At 72.2% G+C, this 21,200-nt stretch carries 16 protein-coding genes; 4 read left to right on the forward strand and 12 right to left on the reverse strand.

What is annotated here, in order from left to right:
- Positions 1-116: 116 nt before the first annotated feature.
- The gene (locus ACQRWP_RS13685; protein ID WP_430502604.1) at positions 117-3,458 is read right to left on the reverse strand and encodes a S8 family peptidase; all 3,342 of its coding nucleotides are present in this window, start codon (positions 3,456-3,458) and stop codon (positions 117-119) included.
- Between the two features lie 327 nt (positions 3,459-3,785).
- On the opposite strand from ACQRWP_RS13685, the gene ACQRWP_RS13690 reads away from it, so the two are divergent.
- The 4 genes from ACQRWP_RS13690 to ACQRWP_RS13705 all read left to right on the forward strand — a co-directional run bounded on the left by ACQRWP_RS13690 (position 3,786) and on the right by ACQRWP_RS13705 (position 8,675).
- Complete coding sequence (locus ACQRWP_RS13690; protein WP_430502605.1) at positions 3,786-5,669, forward strand: Xaa-Pro dipeptidyl-peptidase; 1,884 nt, start codon at positions 3,786-3,788, stop codon at positions 5,667-5,669.
- Between the two features lie 513 nt (positions 5,670-6,182).
- The gene (locus tag ACQRWP_RS13695) at positions 6,183-6,845 is read left to right on the forward strand and encodes a C39 family peptidase (RefSeq protein WP_430502606.1); all 663 of its coding nucleotides are present in this window, start codon (positions 6,183-6,185) and stop codon (positions 6,843-6,845) included.
- Positions 6,846-7,089: 244 nt separating this feature from the next.
- Entirely contained in the window at positions 7,090-8,004 is a 915-nt protein-coding gene (locus ACQRWP_RS13700; protein WP_430502607.1) for a DUF1996 domain-containing protein, read from the forward strand.
- Between the two features lie 71 nt (positions 8,005-8,075).
- Positions 8,076-8,675 carry a DUF305 domain-containing protein gene (locus ACQRWP_RS13705; RefSeq protein ID WP_430502608.1) on the forward strand — a complete coding sequence of 200 codons (600 nt, stop codon included), beginning with the start codon at positions 8,076-8,078 and terminating at the stop codon, positions 8,673-8,675.
- Between the two features lie 9 nt (positions 8,676-8,684).
- Here the strand turns inward: ACQRWP_RS13705 and ACQRWP_RS13710 are convergent, their stop codons facing one another.
- The 11 genes from ACQRWP_RS13710 to ACQRWP_RS13760 form a co-directional block, all read right to left on the reverse strand.
- Entirely contained in the window at positions 8,685-9,368 is a 684-nt protein-coding gene (locus ACQRWP_RS13710; RefSeq protein ID WP_430502609.1) for an alpha/beta fold hydrolase, read from the reverse strand.
- A 164-nt stretch (positions 9,369-9,532) separates the two neighbouring features.
- Positions 9,533-10,354 carry an HpcH/HpaI aldolase/citrate lyase family protein gene (locus ACQRWP_RS13715; RefSeq protein WP_430502610.1) on the reverse strand — a complete coding sequence of 274 codons (822 nt, stop codon included), beginning with the start codon at positions 10,352-10,354 and terminating at the stop codon, positions 9,533-9,535.
- Positions 10,354-11,541, reverse strand: coding sequence for a CaiB/BaiF CoA transferase family protein (locus tag ACQRWP_RS13720; protein WP_430502611.1), 1,188 nt, complete (start codon positions 11,539-11,541; stop codon positions 10,354-10,356). The genes ACQRWP_RS13715 and ACQRWP_RS13720 overlap by 1 nt, the downstream gene beginning before the upstream one ends.
- A complete protein-coding gene (locus ACQRWP_RS13725; RefSeq protein ID WP_430502612.1) occupies positions 11,538-13,487 on the reverse strand; it encodes an SUMF1/EgtB/PvdO family nonheme iron enzyme in 1,950 nt (649 codons plus the stop codon). Before ACQRWP_RS13725 ends, ACQRWP_RS13720 begins: the two co-directional genes overlap by 4 nt.
- Positions 13,484-14,422 (reverse strand): ribokinase, encoded by a 939-nt coding sequence (locus ACQRWP_RS13730; RefSeq protein ID WP_430502613.1) that lies wholly within the window; start codon positions 14,420-14,422, stop codon positions 13,484-13,486. The genes ACQRWP_RS13725 and ACQRWP_RS13730 overlap by 4 nt, the downstream gene beginning before the upstream one ends.
- A complete protein-coding gene (locus ACQRWP_RS13735; protein WP_430502614.1) occupies positions 14,419-15,780 on the reverse strand; it encodes an ADP-ribosylglycohydrolase family protein in 1,362 nt (453 codons plus the stop codon). The genes ACQRWP_RS13730 and ACQRWP_RS13735 overlap by 4 nt, the downstream gene beginning before the upstream one ends.
- Positions 15,777-16,946 carry an ADP-ribosylglycohydrolase family protein gene (locus tag ACQRWP_RS13740; RefSeq protein ID WP_430502615.1) on the reverse strand — a complete coding sequence of 390 codons (1,170 nt, stop codon included), beginning with the start codon at positions 16,944-16,946 and terminating at the stop codon, positions 15,777-15,779. Before ACQRWP_RS13740 ends, ACQRWP_RS13735 begins: the two co-directional genes overlap by 4 nt.
- Before the next feature lie 4 nt (positions 16,947-16,950).
- Positions 16,951-18,243 (reverse strand): ABC transporter substrate-binding protein, encoded by a 1,293-nt coding sequence (locus ACQRWP_RS13745; RefSeq protein ID WP_430502616.1) that lies wholly within the window; start codon positions 18,241-18,243, stop codon positions 16,951-16,953.
- Between the two features lie 39 nt (positions 18,244-18,282).
- Positions 18,283-19,122, reverse strand: a complete 840-nt coding sequence (locus ACQRWP_RS13750) for a carbohydrate ABC transporter permease (protein WP_357179691.1) — start codon at positions 19,120-19,122, stop codon at positions 18,283-18,285.
- A gap of 1 nt (position 19,123) precedes the next feature.
- Complete coding sequence (locus tag ACQRWP_RS13755) at positions 19,124-20,059, reverse strand: carbohydrate ABC transporter permease (protein ID WP_430502617.1); 936 nt, start codon at positions 20,057-20,059, stop codon at positions 19,124-19,126.
- Complete coding sequence (locus ACQRWP_RS13760; RefSeq protein WP_430502618.1) at positions 20,056-21,159, reverse strand: LacI family DNA-binding transcriptional regulator; 1,104 nt, start codon at positions 21,157-21,159, stop codon at positions 20,056-20,058. The genes ACQRWP_RS13755 and ACQRWP_RS13760 overlap by 4 nt, the downstream gene beginning before the upstream one ends.
- Between the last annotated feature and the right edge of the window lie 41 nt (positions 21,160-21,200).

The raw sequence follows: 21,200 nt of genomic DNA on the forward strand, positions 1-21,200 counted from the left end.
CGGTGTCGGCGTCACGGTTCACCGTCACGACGAACGAGGTGGGGCCGGATCGACACCGCGACAGAAAAACGGTGGTGCGACCCGGCCGGGGCCGGGCCGCACCACCGTGTCGACGGTCAGCCGGCGTGGTACGCCCGGATGATGGTCTGGTCGATTCCGCTACCGCCGTTGGCGGCGGCCTTCACCCGCAACGACACGGCCTGCCCGGAGGTGGCCTTCGGCAGCGCGACCCGGTAGCTGTCGCCGCTGCCGGTGACCCGCGCCGACTTCCAGGTGGCGCCGTCGTCAGTCGAGGTCCAGACCTGGAACGACGTCACCTTCTGCGTCTTCACACCGTGCGCCTGCCGGACGGCCAGCTCGGCCGTTCCGTCGACCGGGTGGTTGTTGTGGTCCATCGGCAGGGCGTAGTCGACCGCGAGCAGCGGCAACGGCACGCTCCCGGTCCCGTCGGGGCCGGCGGAACGGAACGTCCACGAGGTGTTGACCTTCGTGGAGATCGGCAGGATCAGGCTCGTGTCGACGTCGAGGGTCACCCGGTAGTCGGCCATCGACTGCGGGACGGTGAAGTCGCCGTACGGGCCTGACCGCTCGTCGACCAGCTTGCCGTTGCGGTACAGCGACAGCTTGCGCTTCACGCCGATCGCCTCGCCCTGGAGGCAGTCGGCCCGCTGGTGCTTGTCGGTCAGCGACACCAGGTCCAGGTGCAGGTTGCCCCGGGTCCGCGACGGCGCGGAGGCGCAGCTCCACTCGGCACCGGCCGGGTCGTCGTACCAGTCGGAGTGCAGGGGCTGACGCGCCCAGATCTTGGTCTGCCGGCTGCCCGGCTGGTAGCTGCGGGGTGCCTCGTCCGCGGCCAGCCCGCCGTAGCCGCCCTGATCGGCCCAGAGGATGTCGGGCGAGAGATAGTCGGTCCGGTACGGCGGCAGGTTCCCCTCGTGGGTCTGGGTGACCCCCACCCCGTCGCGGGTCATGCCGGTACGGATCAGCTGGGTGAACATCTCCGGCGAATCCGTCTGGTGGAACCGCTCATCGATCCGGGCCAGCTTGGCCTGCTCGGCCTTGCTCACTCGGAAGGCGGGGTCGACCGGTACACCGCCCGCGTACTCGTGCACCAGGTTGTAGCGGTACGGGTTGGCGGTGCCGGCGGGCGAGTCCAGGTTGACGGCCGCCCAGGTGCGCCGGGAGCCGACGGTGGGCTTGGGCAGCGCGGTGGTGCGGACCGTCGTCTTGGCCCCGTACCCGCTGATCTGGTGCCACCAGGACAGGCCGTTCGGCGCGGTCTGGACGTTTGTGAAGTCGGTCCGGGTGGGCGTGGTGGGCACCCCATCGACCGTCGCCGTCACCGGCTTGGCCCGCGCCGGGTCGAGCGTCACGCTCCGGGCGCCGCGCACGTCCAGGTCGGCCTCGGCGGCGAGCGTCGTCTCCAGCACGTCACTGTCGACGTAGTAGGCGACGGACGAGCCGAGGATCGCGTACCGGCCGGCCGGCACCCGCAGCGTGAAGGTGTCTCCGGGCGTACCGCCCGCGCCGCCGTAGTAGATCAGCGGGTCGGTGAGGTTGCTGACCATCAGGTTGATCCAGCTCTCCGCGCCGTCCTTCAGGCCGGGCAGCGGCTTCGTCTGGATCGTCAGGTCGTAGCTGGGCTGCTCGACGTAGAAGCTCACCGGGGTCGTCGCGACCAGCTTGCGGCCGGAACGGGCGGTGACAGTAGCCAGGTAGAAGCCCGGTCGGGCGGCCAGCGCCGCACGGTTGACCCGCAGGGTCGCCGCGGCGGTGGTGCCGTGCTTGAGCGTCAGCCGGCTCGTCGAGAGCGACGCCGCGCCGCGCGGCACCGGCTGGCCGTCGTGGTTGACGATCGACACGTCGAGGTCGAGAACGGCCGTCGACTCACCGGTCCAGCTCAGCTTCGTCTCGCTGGTCCCGGACTGCGGGTAGGCGAAGGTGCCGAGGTTGACCACCGACTGGTCGCTGATGGGGCCGCCGAGGGCCCGGGCCGCATTGAGCCGACCGGCGCCGACCGCGTACGGGTCGATGCCGCTGAGCGGATCGGCGGCGCCGACGAGGGCGGCCTTGAGCCGCTCACCGGTCCAGTCCGGGTGGCGCTGGGCGAGCAGCGCGGCGGCGCCCGCTACGTGCGGGCTCGCCATCGAGGTGCCGCTGATCGCCTCGTAGTACCTGTCGATCGGGTCCTGGAGGTTGGTGCCGGCGGCCCGGGCGGCGACGATGTCGACACCGGGCGCGACCAGTTCCGGCTTGGCCACGTTGCTGGTGACCAGCGGCCCGCGGCTGGAGAAGTCGGCGAGCTCGTCGTTCCGGTCGACCGCGCCGACGGTCAGCGCGCTGGCGGCCGAGCCCGGCGAGGAGATGGCGGCGCCACTGTTGCCGGCCGCGATGACGAAGAGCGCGCCGGTGGACTTGCTCAGACCGTCGACGGCGAGCGACAGCGGGTCGTTGCCGTCGTCCGGGTCGCTGCCGCCGAGGCTCATGTTGATGACGTCGGCCCGGGTGGCGGCCCACTCCATGGCGGCGATGATGCCGGAGTCGTCGCCGTAGCCGTGGTCGTCGAGAACCTTGCCGATCACCAGCTTGGCGTCCGGTGCCACGCCCCGACGCTGACCGTGGGCGGCCGCGCCGGTGCCGGCGATGGTCGACGCGACGTGCGTACCGTGGCCGTTGTGGTCGACGGCGTCACCGCCCTCGACGGTGAAGTCGGCCCGCTCGGCGATCCGGCCGACCAGGTCCGGGTGGGTGAAGTCGGCGCCGGTGTCGAGCACCGCGACCCGGACGCCCTTGCCGGTGTAGCCGGCCTTCCAGGCGTCCGGCGCGGCGATCTGGCCGAGGTTGCGGTCCAGGCCGGTGGGGCGCCCACCGCCGGTCAGGGCGGTGGCCCGGACCTTGCGGTCGAGCCAGACCTTCTTCGCGCCGGCGAGCAGCGAGTTGGTCGCGAGCTTCGCCGTGGCCGGGCTCTTCTTGGGTACGCGGCCGGCGACTGCCCCGATGCTGGGCAGCGACTGCACGTCACCGAGCGCGGCCACTCGGGCGGACGCGGTGGCGGGCTGCACGATGAGCGGCAGCTCGGCGGAGTTGTCGTCGTCGTAGCCGTCGGCGATCAGCGTGGTGACGTCGAACAGGTCGGGGTCGAGGACCGAGCCGAGCTGGGACGCGACGCGGGCGGGGATGACGTGCAGGTGACCGTCCGGACCGCAGCTCTGGTGGATCACCGCGTTCTCGTCCGCCGGCCGAATTGTGGCCTGTGGGCAGCCCGATCCGGTGTCCCGCACGGTCACCACGTCACCGGTCAGCAGGGTGACGGTGTGCGTCTTCGGATCGGCCGAGGCGGCGGGCGCGCCGCTCTGGCCGATGTCGATGGGTCCGGCCGTGGCGGCGCCGCCCGGTAGGGCGGTCAGCGTCGTGGCCGTGACGGCGACGGCCAACAGCCACCGCGTTTTCCTGAGCATGTTGCTCCTCGTCTAATGTGGACGAAACCGCCTCTTCGGGCGACTTCGGCAAGATCATATGCATGGATACCCGATCTTCGGGAGCCTTCGACGAGGGGTTCTCCCGTCCGCGCGCTGAGGATTCCGGCGCTGTTTCGCGGCCGGGCTCAGTTCGATGTCGTTTCGATTGCCGCTCGCCGGACCGGCAGCGACGGTGTGGACGACAGATGCGCCCCTAGCCGAAGGGATCGACGGGACGCCGGCCCGGACCTAGCATGACCACGAATGGATCTTCGAGATTGGCCCCTGCCGACCCCCGGCAACCAGCCCAACCGAAGGGAGACGCGCATGCGTCGACCCCGTCATCTGGCACTCCTGAGCATCGGCGTGTCCGGCGCCCTGGTCCTCAGCGCAGCCCCACCCGCGGCTGCCGCTCCGCCCACGCCCACCACGCCCACCGGCATCGTGGTCAGCGACGGCATGACCCAACCGGTGTTCTCGCTCGCCGACGCGATCGAGGAGCGGGTGTTCGTCCAGACCCCGGTGGACACCGACCACGACGGTCGACCCGACCGGGTGGCGATCGACATCTCCCGCCCCCGGGAGACCGCCACGCAGGGCTTCAAGGTGCCGGTCATCTTCGAGCACAGCCCGTACCGCAAGGGCACCTGGGGTGACGTGCCGTACCCGAGCGTGCTGGTCGACGACCTGCCGCAGAACGGCCTGACCGACCGCGACGGGCGACGCGCACTCGACGCCGGCGCACAGCGGGCCCAGGCAAAGGCCAACCTGCCCGGCTCGCTGGACGACTACTACGTGCCCCGCGGGTACGCGGTGGTGCTCGGCCAGAGCGTCGGCACCGGCGACTCGGACGGCTGCCCGACCAGCGGGGACCAGGCCGAGACGCTCGGCACCAAGGCGGTCATCGACTGGCTCAACGGCCGGGCCAAGGGGTACGACGCGAACGGCGCCCCGGTCACCGCCGGGTGGACCACCGGCGCGGTCGGCATGACCGGTGTCTCCTACAACGGGACGCTGCCCAACCAGGTTGCCACCACGGGCGTCAAGGGGCTCAAGACCATCGTGCCGGTCTCCGCGATCAGCAGCTGGTACGACTACTACCGGGCCAACGGTCTGGTGGTCGCGCCCGGGACGTTCCAGGGCGAGGACCTCGACATCCTGGCCCAGTACACCGCCGGGCAGGCCCGCGCCGAGGGGCCCTGCGCCGACGAGCTCGCGGGAATCACCGCGAAGCAGGACCGGGTCACCGGCGACTACTCGAAATTCTGGGCCGACCGCGACTACCTCGACGCCCGCGACGTCAAGGCCAGCGTCTTCGTCGTGCACGGCCTCAACGACTGGAACGTCAAGACCGAACACTTCGCCGGCTGGTGGGACCAGCTCGCCAAGCGCGACGTCCCCCGCAAGATCTGGCTGCACCAGGGCGGTCACGGTGGTCCGGGCAGCAGCGCGTCGGTGACCCTGCCCAGCGGCCAGACGTGGACGTACAAGCAGACCGAGAACCGCTGGTTCGACTTCTGGCTGTGGAACGTGCGCAACGGCATCATGGACGAGCCGACGGCGGTGCTCCAGCGCGAGGACCGCGCCTACACCACGTACGCCAACTGGCCCGACCCGGCGGCGCGGGAGGTCGGCCTGCGCTTCGCGGCCACCGACACCAGCGCGCCCGGCGCGCTCACCACCGGAAAGCCGCCGAAGGCCAAGGTCGAGCAGAGCTTCGTCGACGAGGGCCGGACCATCCACCCGGACACCCTGGTGTCCAACCCGGACACCGCGAGCGCCAACCGACTCGCCTACCGCTCCCCCGAGCTGACGCAGAGCGTGCGCATCTCCGGGCGTCCGGAGATGCGACTGCGGATGGCCATCGACAACAAGCCGGACGCGAACCTCACCGCGTACCTGGTCGACTACGGCCCGGCCGGGTCGACCGCCGCCCCGACCGTGGTGACGCGAGGGTGGATGGACCCGCAGAACCGCAAGAGCGCCGCGCGCACCGAGCCGGTCAAGCAGGGCAAGCTGTACGACTACCGGTGGACCATGGAGCCGAAGGACTACATCTTCCCGGCGGGACACCGGATCGGCGTGGTCGTCTTCTCCAGCGACCAGGAGTACACCCTGCTGCCGTTGGGCGGCACCGAACTGCGGGTCGCGCCGAACGACAGCGAACTGCGGCTGCCGGTCGTCGGCGGGCGGAGCGTCCTCGGGTTCTGATTTCGTCCCTGCGCTCCCGGGTGGGGCAGTCCGACGCGTTCGGGCTGCCCCACCCGCACGTCGGGGACCGTTCCACCGCTCAGGGCGCGCGAAGGGCGCAGGTTGGCATGATCCACTCGGCTTTCTTGAAGTCGGGGTATCCCCGGCGCCCAGACCCCGCGACTTCCGGGAACCCGAGTGGATCACCCCGCCATGGCCGCCGTGTCGGGTCCGCCAGCTGGGCGGGGTGGGTGGATTGTCGGGTTTGGCCTCGGGTGTCGGGTGGTCGGGGCCACCCCGGCGGCGGAATCGGCGACCGGGCCGGGTCGTTATACCTGGCAGACCACCGCGACTATCCAGGGTCGTGGGGCGCGGCAGCCGCCGGGAACATCCGCCAGGCCGCCCCGGTTACATCCCCCGCGACGCCCGAGCAGGTCCCCCCGGATCGCCGGCGTCGCCGTGAACTTCCCCCCGCACAACCACCCACCCCCCAGGGGTTGTGTGGGCACCCCCGATGCAGAGGAGCACGCCATCATGCGTACCGATCTGATCCGTAAGACCGCTCTGACCGCCGCTGGCCTCGCGTTCACCGGCGGAGCCATCGCCGGCCCCGTCACCACCGCGTTCGCCGCGCCCAGCACCGCCAAGGCGACGACGCAGACCCAGACCGACCGTAAGGGTCACGGTGAGCGGGAACTGGGTGTGCGCTACGAGGCCCAGCCGAACTTCTACTACTGCGGCCCCGCCGCCACCCGCAACGCCCTGTCCGTGCAGGGCAAGAACATCAACGTCGACGACATGGCCAAGGAAATGGGCACCACCGAGGCCGGCACCAACTCCATCAACGACATCACCCCGGTCCTGAACAAGGAAACCGGTAAGAACGACGCGTACCGGTCCGTGGAGATCAGCACCCCGGACGCCGACGCCAAGCAGACCGACACCCTGCGCGCCGACGTCGTCAAGACCGTCGACGACGGTCGGGCCGTGGTCGCCAACATCGCCGGCACCAGCACCGACACCGACGGCACCACCCACTCCTACGAGGGCGGGCACTACATCAGCGTCGTCGGCTACCGCGACAACGGCAACACGGTGAAGATCGCCGACTCCGCCGACCCGAACACCGCCTCCTACTGGATCAGCGTCGAGCACCTCGCGGACTGGATCGCCACCCGCGGCTACGCCACCAGCTGACCCCCACACCACGCACACACCGAAGGGCCGGACCCCACCACGGGGTCCGGCCCTTCGTCGTCATTTCCACCAACTGCGGCACGTATTGACAAATGTCGACTTCAGCGTGAGGCTGGGGGGCAGTGAGAGCGCTCTCTCATACCGGCCCAACCGGCCACCACCCAGTCTGGCCAGGCACAACTCCGATGCCTTCGGCGGCGGCGCCGGAGCTGTCCCTGACCCGTCCCCCGACAGGAGTCACGAGATGGACAGGGCCGCACCCCTCTCCGGCATCCCCCGCCGACTGCGCCTCGCCACGGCGATCGGCGCCCTGCTGGTGCTACTCGGCACGTACCTGGTGTCCACCACCAACCGGGCCGACGCCGCCCCCGGCCAAGCCGGCGCTGACTTCGGCGCCAACGCCATCCGGGTCGCCGAGTTCCCCGCCGACTGCACCTACAGCCACCGGCTGCCGGACGACCCGATCGTCTTCCCCGGGCTGCCCGGGGCGTCGCACATGCACAGCTTCTTCGGCAGCACTGTGACGAACGCCAGGACCACCCTTCCGGACCTGGTCAACTCGCCCACCACCTGCAACCCGCGGGTGGACGTCTCGTCGTACTGGGTGCCGACGCTGTACCGGGACAACGTCGCCGTTGAGCCGGCGATCGCCACGTTCTACTACCTGGGCGAGGGCGTACGCGCCGACGTCGTCGCGAACACCCAGCCGTTCCCGCTGGGGCTGCGGCTCGTCGCCGGCAACGCGAAGGCCACCGGGCCGAACGACAGCATCGCCCGCTGGTCCTGCCTGCACGCCGGGCACGTGCCGCCGTCGAAGGACTTCGTCAACTGCCCGTCGGGCACGATGCTGGAGTCGTACCTGGACTTCCCGCAGTGCTGGAACGGCCGTGACCTCGACTCGCCGGACCACAAGAGCCACCTGGCGTACCCGGTGAACCAGGCCTGCCCGAGCACCCACCCGGTGCACGTGCCGAAGTTGCGCCAGGTGCTTCGATACCCGGTCACCGGTGACCCGTCGCGGTTCCGGCTGGCCTCCGGGCCGGGCTACACGATGCACGGCGACTTCTTCAACGCCTGGCCGGTGGCGGAGTTGGCCCGCCGGGTCCAGGACTGCATCCGTCCCGTCATCAAGTGCGGTCACGACGGCCGACCGATCTGAGCGACAGCTCCACACCACGGCGGCGGGTCCGGTCACCCGGGCCCGCCGCCCTGGTTGGGAAGGGAGATCGGATGCGCCAGCCCACGGCGCCCACAGTGCTCATCGCCGTGCTGCTCGTCGCGGGCTGCGGGTCACGGGACGCGGCCAACCCCACCACACCACCCGTGACCGCGCCTCCGGCGACGACCGCGCCGACACCCACTGGTACGGCGTTCAATCCCACCGACATCGCCTGGCTGCAACTGACGGTGGCGATGACCGAACGCCTGCTGCCCGTCCTCGATCTGGTGCCGGCGCGGACGACCGACCCGGCCTGGCGGCAGACGGCCACCCAGGTGGCTACCACCCGGCGGGCCGACCTGGACAGCGCCCGCCGGCTACTGGCAGATGCCGCCGCCCCGACGACGAATCCGCACGAGGGGCACGACATGCCGGGCATGGCTACCGCGCAGGAGATGACCGCGCTGCGGGCGGCCAGCGGGCAGCCGTTTCACCGCCTGCTCGCCGGGCACCTGCGGGCGCATCTCGCGCAGTCGGTCCGGATCGCCACCGCGGAGCAGCAGAGCGGGGTCCAGCCGGCGACCGTGGCGCTGGCGGCGGCCGTTGTGCGGTCCGGGACCGCCGACCTCGCACGACTCGATCATCTCGATCCCGCGTCGCGGCAGGGGTGAACCGCGCGTTCAGCCGCGAGCAGTGACGATCTCGTCGAGCAGCGCGGCCAGTTCGACCGGACGGGACAGGAACGGTGAGTGGCTGGATTCGATCCGCCGGACGCTGGTGGCCCGATCGGCCATCTTTTCCTGGAGCGGCACCGGAATGGCCTGGTCGTTGGTGCAGACGATGTAGGTCGACGGGATCGAGCGCCAGGCCGGCTCGGTCACCCGGTCCACGCAGGCCCGCAGGCGCTGGTCGACCAGCTGAGTGACGGCGGCCTCGGCATCGGCGTCCGACAGGTCGCCGTAGAACGCCGTCCGCGGGTCCCCGGTGAGCGGGATCAACACGTCGGTCTCGACCGGGTTCGGTACGCCGTGGAAGCTGAACATCGATTCGCCACGGTCCAGCTGGTACGCCGTCAGGTAGACGAGGTGCTCGACCTCGGACAGGCCGGTGGCGGCCTCGCTGACCGGGATGCCGCCGTACGAGTGGGCCACCACGACGACCGGCCCGCCGATCGCCGCGATCTCCTTGCGGACGGCGGCGGCGTCGTCCTGCATGCCGCCCCGGGCGTCCGGCCCCGAGGTGGGCAGGTCGACGGCCGTGGTCTGGTAGCCGAGGACGTCCAGTTCTGCCCGGAGCCGGTCCCAGACGGCCGGCTGGTGCCAGGCGCCGTGGACGAGCAACAGGGTGGGGCGGTTCGAGGTCATGGCCTACGCTCTCACTGATCGGACACTCTGCCGGACAGTGTGTCCGGCAGAGCCAACGATAGCTGGCGCCGCCCCGCCGACCACCCGCGGCGGGTGAACTCCCGGTGTCAGTGCCGTGATCTGCGTGACCACACCCACTGCCTGTTGGAAGCAGGCGGCGAGGCTCAGGCGGCGTAGCGGGCGGCGAGGTCCACGACGCGGCGGGCGGCGGCCACCATCGCCCGGTCGGCGAACCGGCCGTCGGGCAGGACCACGGTCCCCGAATCCCGCTGGTGCGCGTCCGCCACCGCGGCCAGCAGCTCCGCAGCGCGGGCCACCTCCCGATCGGCCGGCCGGAACGCGTCGACGATCACCGGAAGCTGGCGGGGGTGGATCGCCGCCCGGCCGAGGAAGCCGAGCCGTCGACCCGCCGCGCAGGAGGCGGCCAGACCGGCGAGGTCGACGACGTCGGCGTACACCGACATGGCCGGCGGGGCCAGACCGGCCGCGCGGGCCGCGACCACCACCCGGCCGCGCGCCCAGAGCAGCCCGTCGTCGTCGTTCACCCCCAGATCCGAGCGCAGGTCGGCCTCACCGAGCCCGATCGAGGCCACCGCCGGGTGGGCAGCGGCGATCGGGTACGCGGCCTCCAGCCCGACCGCCGACTCGATCAGCGGATGCAGGGGCACGTCGACCCGCTCGGCGAGGGCTGCCAGCGTCGCGGCCGACTCGACCTTCGGCAGCCGCAGCCCGGCCAACCCGGGCCGGCCGGTCACCGCCGCCAGGTCGGCATCGAGATCCGGACCGGTCAGCTCGTTGACCCGGACCTGCACGGGCACCGGGTGCGCCTCGGCGAGGAACTCGGCGACCGCGTCCCGGGCGTACGCCTTTCGCCCGGCGACCACGGCGTCCTCCAGGTCGAGGATGACCGCGTCGGCGCCCGAGGCGACCGCCTTGGCGAACCGGTCCGGGCGGTCGCCGGGCACGTAGAGCCAGCTCAACAGCATCAGAGCACCCCCCGCTCGCGCAGCGCTGCCAACTCCTCGGCGCTCAGGCCCAGCGCGCCGAGGACCGCGTCGGTGTCCTGGCCGTGCCGTCGGCCGGCGTGCCGGATCTCGCCGGGCGTCTCGCCGAGGCGGAACGGCACGTTCTGCATCCGTACCTCGCCCAACTCCTCGTCCGGCACGGTGCGGACGGTGCCCAGCGCCGCGTACTGCGGGTCGGCGAGGATGTCGCGCACGTCGTAGACGGGCGCGACCGCCGCCTGCGCCTCCTCGAACGCGGCCACCACCTCGTCGCGGTCCCGTTGCGCCACCCAGGCGCTCACCGCCGCGTCCAACTCGTCGGCGTGGGCGGCCCGGCCGCTGCCGGTGGCGAACCACGGCTCGTCGATCAGCTCGGGGCGGCCGACCAGCCGCAGCACCCGCTCGGCGATGCTCTGGGCGCTGGTGGAGACCGCCACCCAGCGTCCGTCGGCACACCGGTAGGTGTTGCGCGGGGCGTTGTTGTTGGACCGGTTGCCCAGCCGGGGCTGGACGTAGCCGAGTTGGTCGTACCAGGTGATCTGCGGCCCGAGCATCGCCATGATCGGCTCGATGATGGCGAGGTCGACCACCTGCCCGGCGCCGGTGACGTCGCGGGCCCGCAGGGCGAGCATCACCGCGTACGCGGCGGCGAGCGCGCTCACCGAGTCGGCCAGCCCGAACGGGGGCAGCGTGGGCGGCCCGTCCGGTTCCCCGGTGGCCGCCGCGAAACCGCTCATCGCCTCGGCGAGGGTGCCGAAGCCGGGCCGGCGGGCGTACGGGCCGACCTGCCCGAACCCACTGATCCGGGTGATCACCAGCCGGGGGTTGACAGCGTGCAGCTCGGCCGGGCCGAGCCCCCACCGCTCCAGGGTTCCGGGGCGGAAGTTCTCCACCAGCACGTCGGCGTCGGCGAGCAGCCGGCGCAGCAACGCCGCGCCGTCCGGATCGGAGAGGTTGAGGGTGACGGTGCGCTTGTTGCGGCCGAGCACCTTCCACCAGAGCCCGACACCGTCGCGGGCCGGGCCGTGCCCCCGCGACGGGTCCGGCTTGGCCGGATGCTCCACCTTGATCACGTCGGCGCCGAAGTCACCGAGGAACGCCGCCGCGAGCGGCCCGGCGAAGAGGGTGGCCAGGTCGACGACCTTGACGCCGTCCAGTGGCGCGGTCACCGGGTCACCTCCGGCAGGTCGGCCGCGCAGCGGAAACCGACCTGTTCGGAGCGGGCGAGACCGGCGCCGGTGAGCAACAGCTTCACCGAGACGTCCGCCGGTTGCGGGCCACCGTCGAGGTACCAGTCGGAGCCCTCCGCCCGGTACTGGGCGCCACCCTTGAGGATGGCGAAGCGGGTACGACCGTCGGAGTGCTCGCTCTCGGTCAGGTTCCAGACCAGCGGTTCCCGCCGCACGAGCAGCCCCGCCTCGGCGGCGACCTGCCACTCGTCCTCGGTGGGCAGACGCAGCCCGGCCCACGCCGCGTACGCCCGGGCGTCGGCCAGCTCGACCCCGGTCACCGGGGCGTCGGCCGGGCCGGAGCCGGCGGTGAACCGCTCCGGGCGCGCCGGAACGTAGCCGGTGGCGCGCAGGAACTCGGCGTACTCGCCGTGGGTGACCTCGTGCACGGCGATGGCGAACCGGCCGAGCCGCACACTGCGCCGCAGCGTGCCGGGGTGGTGCAGCCGGGGCGGCAGGGGCTTCCACTCGTCGACGTAGGGTGCCTCGCCGTACAGCCCGGTCTCCCGTACCCGGTGCCGGACGACCAGGTCATGCCGGCCGCCCTCGACGGCGACCAGGCCCGGCGGCACCTGCGGCCGGGGCGCCCACGGCGTGCGGACGCGCACCGCGGCGCGGGCCGGGAAGGACGGGTCACCGGTCGGCGGCTCGTGCCGGTGCGCGGCGGCGGCTCCGCGCGTCACGGCCGCGATCGCGCCGGCCGGGAGCGGACCGCCCACCGCCAGTCGACCGTCGGCGGTCTCGGTGACGGTCAGCTCGGCACTGGTGACCAGGTCGACGAAGTGTCGGCCGGCGCTCGGGTCGGTGATCAGCCACGGGCCGTCGTGGTCCGCGCCCCGGTTCACCACCGTCCACAGCGGCTCGTCGTCGTGCGTCCAGCGGGACGCGTACACCTGGCCGTCGCCGGGATGGTCGGCGAGCGGCACCCAGTCCTCGGCGCGCAACCACGCCGCGTGGCTGGCCTGCACCCGGCGCATCGCCCGCAGCACCGCGCGGTCCCGCTCGTTCCAGCCGACCCAGACGCCGAAGACGCTCTCCCAGACCAGCACGCCGACGCCGTTGAGCCAGGCGGAGTGCAGCTCGTCGAGGTGGTCGCGGTGCCAGCGCCGGGTGTGGTGCAGCACGTGCCGTCGCTCGAACCACTTCGCCCGCAGCACGCCGGGCACCTCGGAGTCGGCGAACCACTGCGCCCACGACATCGCGTGGTCGGCGATGCGGGCCAGCGGCACCCGGCTCTCGCCCTCCAGGACCATGCCGGGGCGCACCGCGTCCAGCGCGGCGCGCAGCTCCCCGGCACCCTCCTTGAGGGTGTCCAGGAAGACTCCGTCGACGCCGAGCTTGCCGGCCAGCGTGGCGACCTCCTCGGCGTCGCTGCCCGGCTCGCGCCGGGTGCCGGTGTCCCACGGGTTGTAGTCGACGAAGACCCGCACCCCACGCTGCTGGAACGCGCGCACCACCTCGGGCAGCTCCGGCACGTCCCGGTACCAGTCGAACTGGTTACGGTCGTCGAGGCCGATCACCGGGTACGCGTGCCAGAGCACCACCCCGTCGAAGCCGCCGAAGTCCCGCCCGGCAGCGTCGAGGAACTCGTCGACGGTGAAGACGCCGCGCTCGTGGTCGTAGAGCGTCTCGTCCCAGAGCCAGGCCAGGCAGACGCTGAAGCAGTCACCGGCGATCTCGTCGTAGTGCTCGCCGACGTAGCCGATCCGGTCCCGGGCGTCGACGCGCCACCGGGCGATCTGTTCCCGCCAGGCCGGCCAGTCGGCCGGGTCGGCCGGAGCGGCGAAGATCTTCGCCTCGTCCAGGGTGCTCAGGTCGGCGTGCCCGCCCAACGGCACCTCGGTCGGCCGGTCGATCGGGCGTGGGACGTACGGGTTGAAGCTCACGGTGCACCTCGGTAGGTCGCGTCGTAGAGGGCGTCGATGGCCGGCCGGTCGGGCAGGGCGGTGGACGCTCCGGGCCGCTGGGCGCAGGCCGCGCCGGCGGCGCAGGCCCAGCGCAGGCTGGCCGTGACGGTGTCCTCGCTGCTGGCGCCGCCGCGTTCGGCCCAGCCCACGGCGAGCGCGCCGGTGAACGCGTCACCGGCGGCGGTGGTGTCCACGGCGTCGATCTGCGGCGCCGGGACCGCGAGACGCAGGCCGTGTCGATCGGCGTACGCGGCCCCGCGCGCGCCGAGGGTCAGCACCACCCGGGGCACCAGCTTCAGCAGGGCGTCGAGCAGGACTGGTGGGTCGTCGGAGGCGACCTCGGCGACGACCGCCGCCTCGTGCTCGTTGACCACCAGCACGTCGACCAGGTCGAGCAGGGCGGTGGGCAGCGCGGCGGCGGGCGCGGCGTTCAGTACCACTGTGGTGCCGTCGGCCCGGGCCCAGTGCGCCGCCTGGAGCACGGCGGTCAGCGGCACCTCGAGTTGCAGCAGCAGCACGTCGGCCGCCGCGATCGTCGCCCGGTCGTCCGCGTCCAGCTCGGTCAGCGTGCCGTTGGCGCCGGGCGCGACCAGGATGAAGTTCTCCGCGGCCCGGTCGACGGCGATCAACGCGACACCCGAGGGGCCGGCGGCGGTCCGCAGACCACGAACGTCCACGCCGGCGTCGACGAGACTCGCCCGCATCCGGGTACCGAACTCGTCGTCGCCGACCGCGCCCACGAAGTCGCAGGCCGCACCGGCCCGGGCGGCGGCGACGGCCTGGTTGGCGCCCTTGCCGCCGGGAACGGTCCGGAAGTTCTCACCGAGCACCGTCTCGCCGGGGCGGGGCAGCCGCGACGCCGTGACCACCAGGTCAAGGTTGCTGCTGCCCACCACCGCCACCCGCGCGCTCATGCCACGCTCCCTTCCGTCGTCGGCTGCCCCAGGGCGAGGGTCCGCTCGGCCAGCTCGTCGAAGCCGATCCCGTCGAAGCCGGCGATGCTGCTGGCCAGCCGGTTGCGAAGCGGGGCGACCCAACGCTGCGGCAGCCCGGACGCACCGGTAAGCGCACCGGTCACCGCGCCGACCGTCGCGCCGGTCGAGTCGGTGTCCCAGCCGCCGCTGACCACCGCGGTGATCGACCGTTCCAGGTCCCCCCGGCCGTACGCCAGGGCCGCGGCCACCAGCGCCGCGTTGTTGCGCACGTGCACCCAGTGCAGGTGGCCGTGTCGTGCGTACAGCTCGTCGACCACGCGCTCCCAGTCGTCGGTCCCCGCGCCGAGGGCGCGTGCCTCCCGGACGGTGGCGGCGAACCGGCTACCCGGCGGCAGCACCGCCTCGGCGGCGTCCAGCACCTCGTCCACGGTGTCGGCCACCGGCGCGGCGGCGGCCAGGGCCGCCGCCCAGAGCGCGCCGTGCACCCCACCCCGGACGTGGCTGACCGTCGCGTCCCGCACCGCCAGCTCGGCGGCGCGGTCCGGGCGGCCGGGGTTGACCCAGCCGTACACGTCGGTGCGGATCTGCGCGCCGATCCACTCCCGGAACGGGTTGTGCCGGCGGGCGCTCTGCGGTGGCGGGTACCCGAGCAGCAGGTTGCGGTAGGCCACCCGCTCGGCGGTGAAGACCCGCCCACCGGGCAGCCAGTCCAGCCACGCCTGCGCGACGTCGGCGCTGGTGAAGCCCCGACCGTGCGTCTCCAGCACGCGCAGGGCCAGCAACGCGTAGTTCAGGTCGTCGTCCTCGGGCATCCCGTCGATGTTCTCGGCAAGGCTGGTCGGCGCGCTGCGCCGGTTCCACGGCCAGCGGGCGGCCACGTCGGCCGGGAGCCCATTCGCTGTGAACCAGTCGCGCAGTGGCCACCGGTCGGTCGCGGTGAGGATCTCCCGGATGCCCTCGCGGGGGATCTTCTCCACCGGCTTGCCGAGCAGGCACCCGGCTGCCCGGCCGAGCCACCCGCCGTGCAGCCGGTCGTACGCCGCCTCGGTCGGCAGCGACCAGCTGGCCGGCCAGCCGGCGCGCAGCGAGGCCAGGTCGTCGGCCTCGTCGGCGCTGTCGGCCGCGGGCAGCGCGTCGGCGGCGTCCAGCAGCTCCGTCGCGAGGGCCCGCAGCTCCGGCGACGCCGGGGTCACCGACGCCCCGCTGACCGGTGGGGTCAGGTCCCCGCCGGCCGCCGTCCACCGCTCGGCGATCGCGGTGAGGTCGCGCCCCTCGTCCCGGCTGGCCGCCAGCTCGTGCGGCAGCAGGTCCTCCGGCTGGACCCAGGTGATCCTCACCGGGTCTCGCCCCCAGCCCCCCGGGTGGCATCGGCGGCCAGCCCGGCGAACCGCTCCGCCCGGCGGGCGAACCGGGCCTGGTCGCGCTCGAAGACCTCGCCGGCCACCGTCGCGAGGACCCGGGCCGGCTCCACCAGGTCGGTCTTGGAGGCGGTGGCGACCACGTCGGACCACTCCGACGGCACCGCGTCGGCGCCACCGAGGGCCCCGGCGATGGCGGCGGCCATGGTGGCGGTGGAGTCGGCGTCCCGGCCGTAGTTGACCGAGCCGAGCACCGCGGCCCGGAAGTCGCCGCCGGCCACCACGAGCATGCCGAGAGCCACCGGCAGCTCCTCGATGGCGTGCAGCCGACTGGGCCGCCGCGCGCCGAGGCCGGGGCTGCGGTACTCCTCCCCCACAGTGTCGTAGGGGGCGACCGCGGCCCGCAGCGCCGGGATGGCCTGCTTCCAGTCGTGGTGGCCGCGGGCCTCCTTGACCACCGCGTCGATGGCCGCGCGGGTGCCGTCGCGGGCCAGGTCCAGCGCCGCCGCGACGACGTCCTCGACACCCGCGCCGGGGGTAGCGGCCGCCGCGACCGAGGCCGCGAACACGGCGGCGGCCTCCCGCCCGTAGCTGTGCTGGTGCGCGCCGGCGATCTCCACCGCCTCGGCGTACGCCCCGGCCGGGTCGCCCGCGTTGACGATGCCGACCGGAGCCATGTACATGGCCGCGCCACAGTTGACGATGTTGCCGACCCCGGCCTCGCGCGGGTCCGCGTGGGCGTGGTGCAGTCGGGTGACCAGCCACCGTTCGGCGGCCGCGAGCCGGTGGAAGGTCACCCCGTCGCGCTCCAGGTCGGGGATGTACACCACCCGCTCGATCAGGTCGGGAACCAGCAGCTCCACCACGTCGTACGCGTCGAGGTGGTCCCGTTTGGCCGCGTACGCGCGGACCAGGGCGTGGGTCATCAACGTGTCGTCGGTGAGGTGCCCGTCGCCCTTGTGGTACGGCGCAAGGGGTCGCGCGGTGGCCCAGTCGGCGTGGTACGGGGGCACGATGCCCTCGACCCAGCCGCCGAAGCGGGTACGGATCTGCTCGGGCAGCGCCGTCTCGGTGGCGCCACCCAGGGCGTCTCCGACCGCGGCGCCGACCAGGCAACCGACCGATGTGTCGAGCAAGAGTGACATGTCGTTACCTCAGAACCTGCTTGCCACCGTCGACCAGCTGCGTGCCGAGCTGATCGAGGGTGATCTTGTTGGCGAAGTACTGCTGGAGGGCCGGGGTGGCGTACTTGGTCTTCCACTCCGGGTAGCCGTCGGCCTGCTGGAACGGGGCGACGGTCAGATCCGCGGCGCTGTCCGCGGCGACGTCCCAGCCCTGCTTGCCGGCGGTGAGCTTGACCAGTTCCTCGTTGGCCTGCTTGCCGGTCGGCACCAACCAGTCGCCCTTGGCCAGGGCGGCCATGTTGGTCGGGTTCAGGAAGTACTCCAGGAACTGCGCGGCCTGCTTCTTGTGCTTGCTGTCCTCGGAGATCGACAGCGTCTGCGGGTTGGCGGCCTGTTTGGTGGAGAGCCCCTTGATCGGGGGCAGGGTGACCCACTCGAAGCCGGCCGGCGCCTGCTCGACCATCTGCTGGCGCAGCGACACCGAGCCGGGCAGCATCGCGTACTTGCCGCCGAAGAAGCCGGGCAAGGTGTCCGCGCCGCTCATGCCGAGCGCCTCCGGGGAGGCGGACCTGGCGGTGTAGAGCATGTCGTGGATCCGCTTCGGGATCTCCTTCTCCGCGTCGCCGACCTTGACCTCGGTACGCCCACCGTCGCCGTAGAAGAACTTGCCGTCGTAGTTGAGCGCCAGGTTGAGCACCCGGTTGGTCGGCGACTTCAGCGCCCAGGCCGCGCCGTACTGGCCGGGCTTGGTGAGCTTCTGCGCGTTGGCCTGGAACTCGTCCCAGGTCCAGCCGCCGTCGGCCGGCGGCACCGCGACACCGGCGGCGTCGAGCAGCTTCTTGTTGGCGATGACGACCTGCGACTCCAGCAGGAACGGCACACCGGTGACCTTGCCGTCGACGGTGGCGGTGTCCCAGATGCCCCTGTCGATCTGGCCCTTCAGGTCGTCGGAGACCAGGTCGGAGAGGTCGGCCAGGTAGCCCTGCTTGCTGAACTCGCCGATGGAGGACGCCTCGTAGTGCACGATGTCCGGCGCGTCGCCCCCCTCGAACGAGGTGAGCAGCTGGTCGTGCACCGAATTCCAGTCACCCTGGACGTACTCGACCTGGATGTCCGGGTGCTCGGCGTTCCACTTGGCGACCAGATCCTTGTTGACCTGCAACGACTCCTTCTGCCAGGCGAGGCTGAGGAAGCGCAGCTTGGCCGGGCCGGAGGTGGCCTCGTCGTCGCCGCCGGCACCGCACGCGGTGAGCGCGCCGAGGCCGACGACCGTGACCGCGGCGGCCGCCGCGAGTCGACGGAATCGGGTACGGAGCATGGGGGTTACCTCCTTGGTGGTGATGGTTGGGGGGACGGGTCAGCCCTTGACCGCGCCCGCGAGCGACCCGGACGAGAGCCGGCGCTGCATGAACGCGAAGAAGATCAGGCTGGGCAGCGTGGCCAGCAGTGAGCCGGCGGCCAGGGGTCCCAGCCGGGCGGTGCCCTCGATGCCGACGAACCGGGCCAGCGCCACCGGCAGGGTGGCCAGCTCCGGTGTCTTGATCAGCACCAGTGCGAAGAAGAACTCGTTCCAGGCCGAGATGAAGGAGAACAGCGCGGTCGCGACCAGGCCCGGGGCGAGCAGCGGGAAGACCACCCGCCGCAGGACCTGCACCCGGGTCGCGCCGTCGACCGAGGCGGCCTCCTCCAGCTCCCTCGGGATGTTGCGGACGAAGCCCTGCAACATCCACAGCGCGAACGGCAGCGCCCAGACCACGTAGATCAGCACCAGCCCGGCGTGCGTGTTGGCCAGGCCGACCTGCCGCAGCACCAGGAAGATCGGAATGATCAGCAGCACGAACGGGAAGAGCTGGGACAGCAGCACCCAGCCCAGCGCAGCGGTGCCGAGCTTGGAGCGGAACCGGGCCAACGCGTACGACGCCGGCATGGCGATCAGCACGGTCAGCACCGCCGAGGCGAGGGAGACCTGAAGGCTGTTGAGCGCCGCCCGGCCCAGCTCCTGCTCGGTGAAGGCCTGGACGAAGTTCTGCAGGGTCGGGTTGTCCGGGATCAACGTCGGGTGCAGGCGTACCAGCTCGCGCGGCGGTTTGAACGCCGTGGAGAGCAGCCAGACCAGCGGGAAGCCGAGGAAGATCAGGTAACCGGCGAGCGCCAGGTACTGAAGCGTCCGGCTCGTGCGGCTCGGTTTTCCGAACATGTCAGTTCGCCTCCCTGAGCCGGCGACGGAGATAGACCGCGAGCAGCGCGATGATGATCACGACCATGACGTTGCCGAGCGCCGCCGCGTAGCCGTAGTTGCCGTAGCGGAACGCCTCCTCGTACGCGAAGAGCATCGGCAGCATCGTCTTGCCGCCCGGTCCACCGGCGGTGAGCACGTAGACCAGGCCGAACGAGTTGAAGTTCCAGATGAAGTCCAGCGAGGTGATCGCCACGATCACCGGCGCCAGCGCGGGCAGCGTGACGTGCCGGAACCGGTGCCAGGTGCTGGCACCGTCCACCGCCGCCGCCTCGTGCAGCTCGCGACCCACGCCCTGCAGACCGGCGAGCAGGACGACGGTGGTCTGCGGCATGCCCGCCCAGACCCCCACGATGATCACCGCGGGCAGGGCGGTGCTGAAGTCGCCCAGCCAGTTCGTCCGCAGTCCGTCGGCGCCGATGCGGTGGAAGAACTCGTTGATCAGGCCGGCGTCGGGGTGGTAGACGAGCTTCCAGAGGATGCCGACGACGACCGGCGGCATCGCCCACGGCACGACGGCCAGCACCCGCGCCACGCCTCGGAACCGCAGCTGCTGGTTGAGCAGCAGCGCCAGCCCGAGGGCGAGCAGGAACTGCAACACCGTCACCCCGACCGCCCAGAGCAGGCCGATCTTGAACGAGTTCCAGAACAGCTCGTCGCCGAGGAGTTCGCGGTAGTTGTGCAGGCCGGTGAAGCTGACCTCGACGTTGCGTCCGGCGCGGGCGTCGGTGAAGCCGAGGTAGATGCCCCGCAGCAGCGGGAACACCGACAGCACCAGGATCGGCAGCAGCGACGGCAGCAACAGGAGGTAGATGGTGGTGCGGTCGGAGCGGAACCGGTTCGGCCGGCGGGCCGACTCGGCCCGCTCGACGTCCGGCCGCTCGGCCAGGGTGGTCATGCGGTCACCCCTTCGCTGGACGGGTGGGTGGTCGGGGGGCCGGCCGGCCCGGTGGCGGGTCGAGGGACCGGCAGGGTCGCGGCGCTGGACGCGCGGACGACGAGACTTGGGGGAACCTGCTCGCGCCGCGGCGGCAGGGCGGCGTCGCCAATGCGTTGCAGGAGCAGTTCGGCGGCTCGGCGACCACGCTCGGCCGAGCCGAGCGAGACGCTGGAAAGCTGGGGGAACATCATCCGGGCCAGTTCGGTGTCGTCCATGCCGACCAGGGCGACGTCCTGCGGCACCCGACGACCGGCGACCAGCAGGGCGTGCAGCGCGCCGACCGCGATGAGGTCGTTGGCGCAGACCAGGGCGTCCGGGTCGGCGCGGGCGAGCAGTCGCTCGGTGGCGGCGCGGCCGGCCGCGTACTGGAAGTCGCCGACCTCGATCAGCTCGGCGTCGAGCGGGATGCCGTGTCGGGCGAGGGCGGCCCGGAATCCGGCGTCGCGGGCGGCGCCCGGGACGGTGTCGAGCGGGCCGTTGACGAAGCCGATCCGCCGTCGGCCGGTGGCGACGAGATGGTCCACGGCCAGCGCCACACCGTGCCGTGAGTCGGTACGCACGTTGTCGATCGGGGCGTCCGCGCCGAGCTGGCCGACGACCACCACCGGCACCGGGCTGTCCACCAGCGCGGTGAGGTGGTCGTCGGTGACCCGGATCGGCGAGACGATCATGCCGTCCACGTAGCGGTTGGCCAGCCGTCGCAGCAGGGCGGTCTCGTTGTCGATCCGCCCGCCGGTGGCGTGCACCAGCAGTTGCCGCCCGGAGGACGCGACCACGGCCTCGATGGCCCGCATCATCTCCACGTAGACCGGGTTGCCGATGTCCTCCACCGCCAGCGCGACGAGGCCGGTGCGCTGGGACTGCAACGACCGGGCGATCGCGTTGGGCACGTAGCCCACCTCGGCCGCCGCCTCACGAACCTTGCGGATCGTCTCGGGGCTGCCGCCGACGCCGTTGAGCACCCGCGAGGCGGACGCGATGGAGACGCCGGCGCGGGCGGCGACGGTATGCACCGTGGGCCGGCCGTCCGCCGGTTCCTGTAAACGTTTACGACCCACGTCCGGCACCTCCACCCGATAGCTGTAAACGTTTCCGGGGA

It is taken from the genome of Micromonospora trifolii (assembly GCF_050516465.1).
GTDB lineage: Bacteria > Actinomycetota > Actinomycetes > Mycobacteriales > Micromonosporaceae > Micromonospora > Micromonospora trifolii.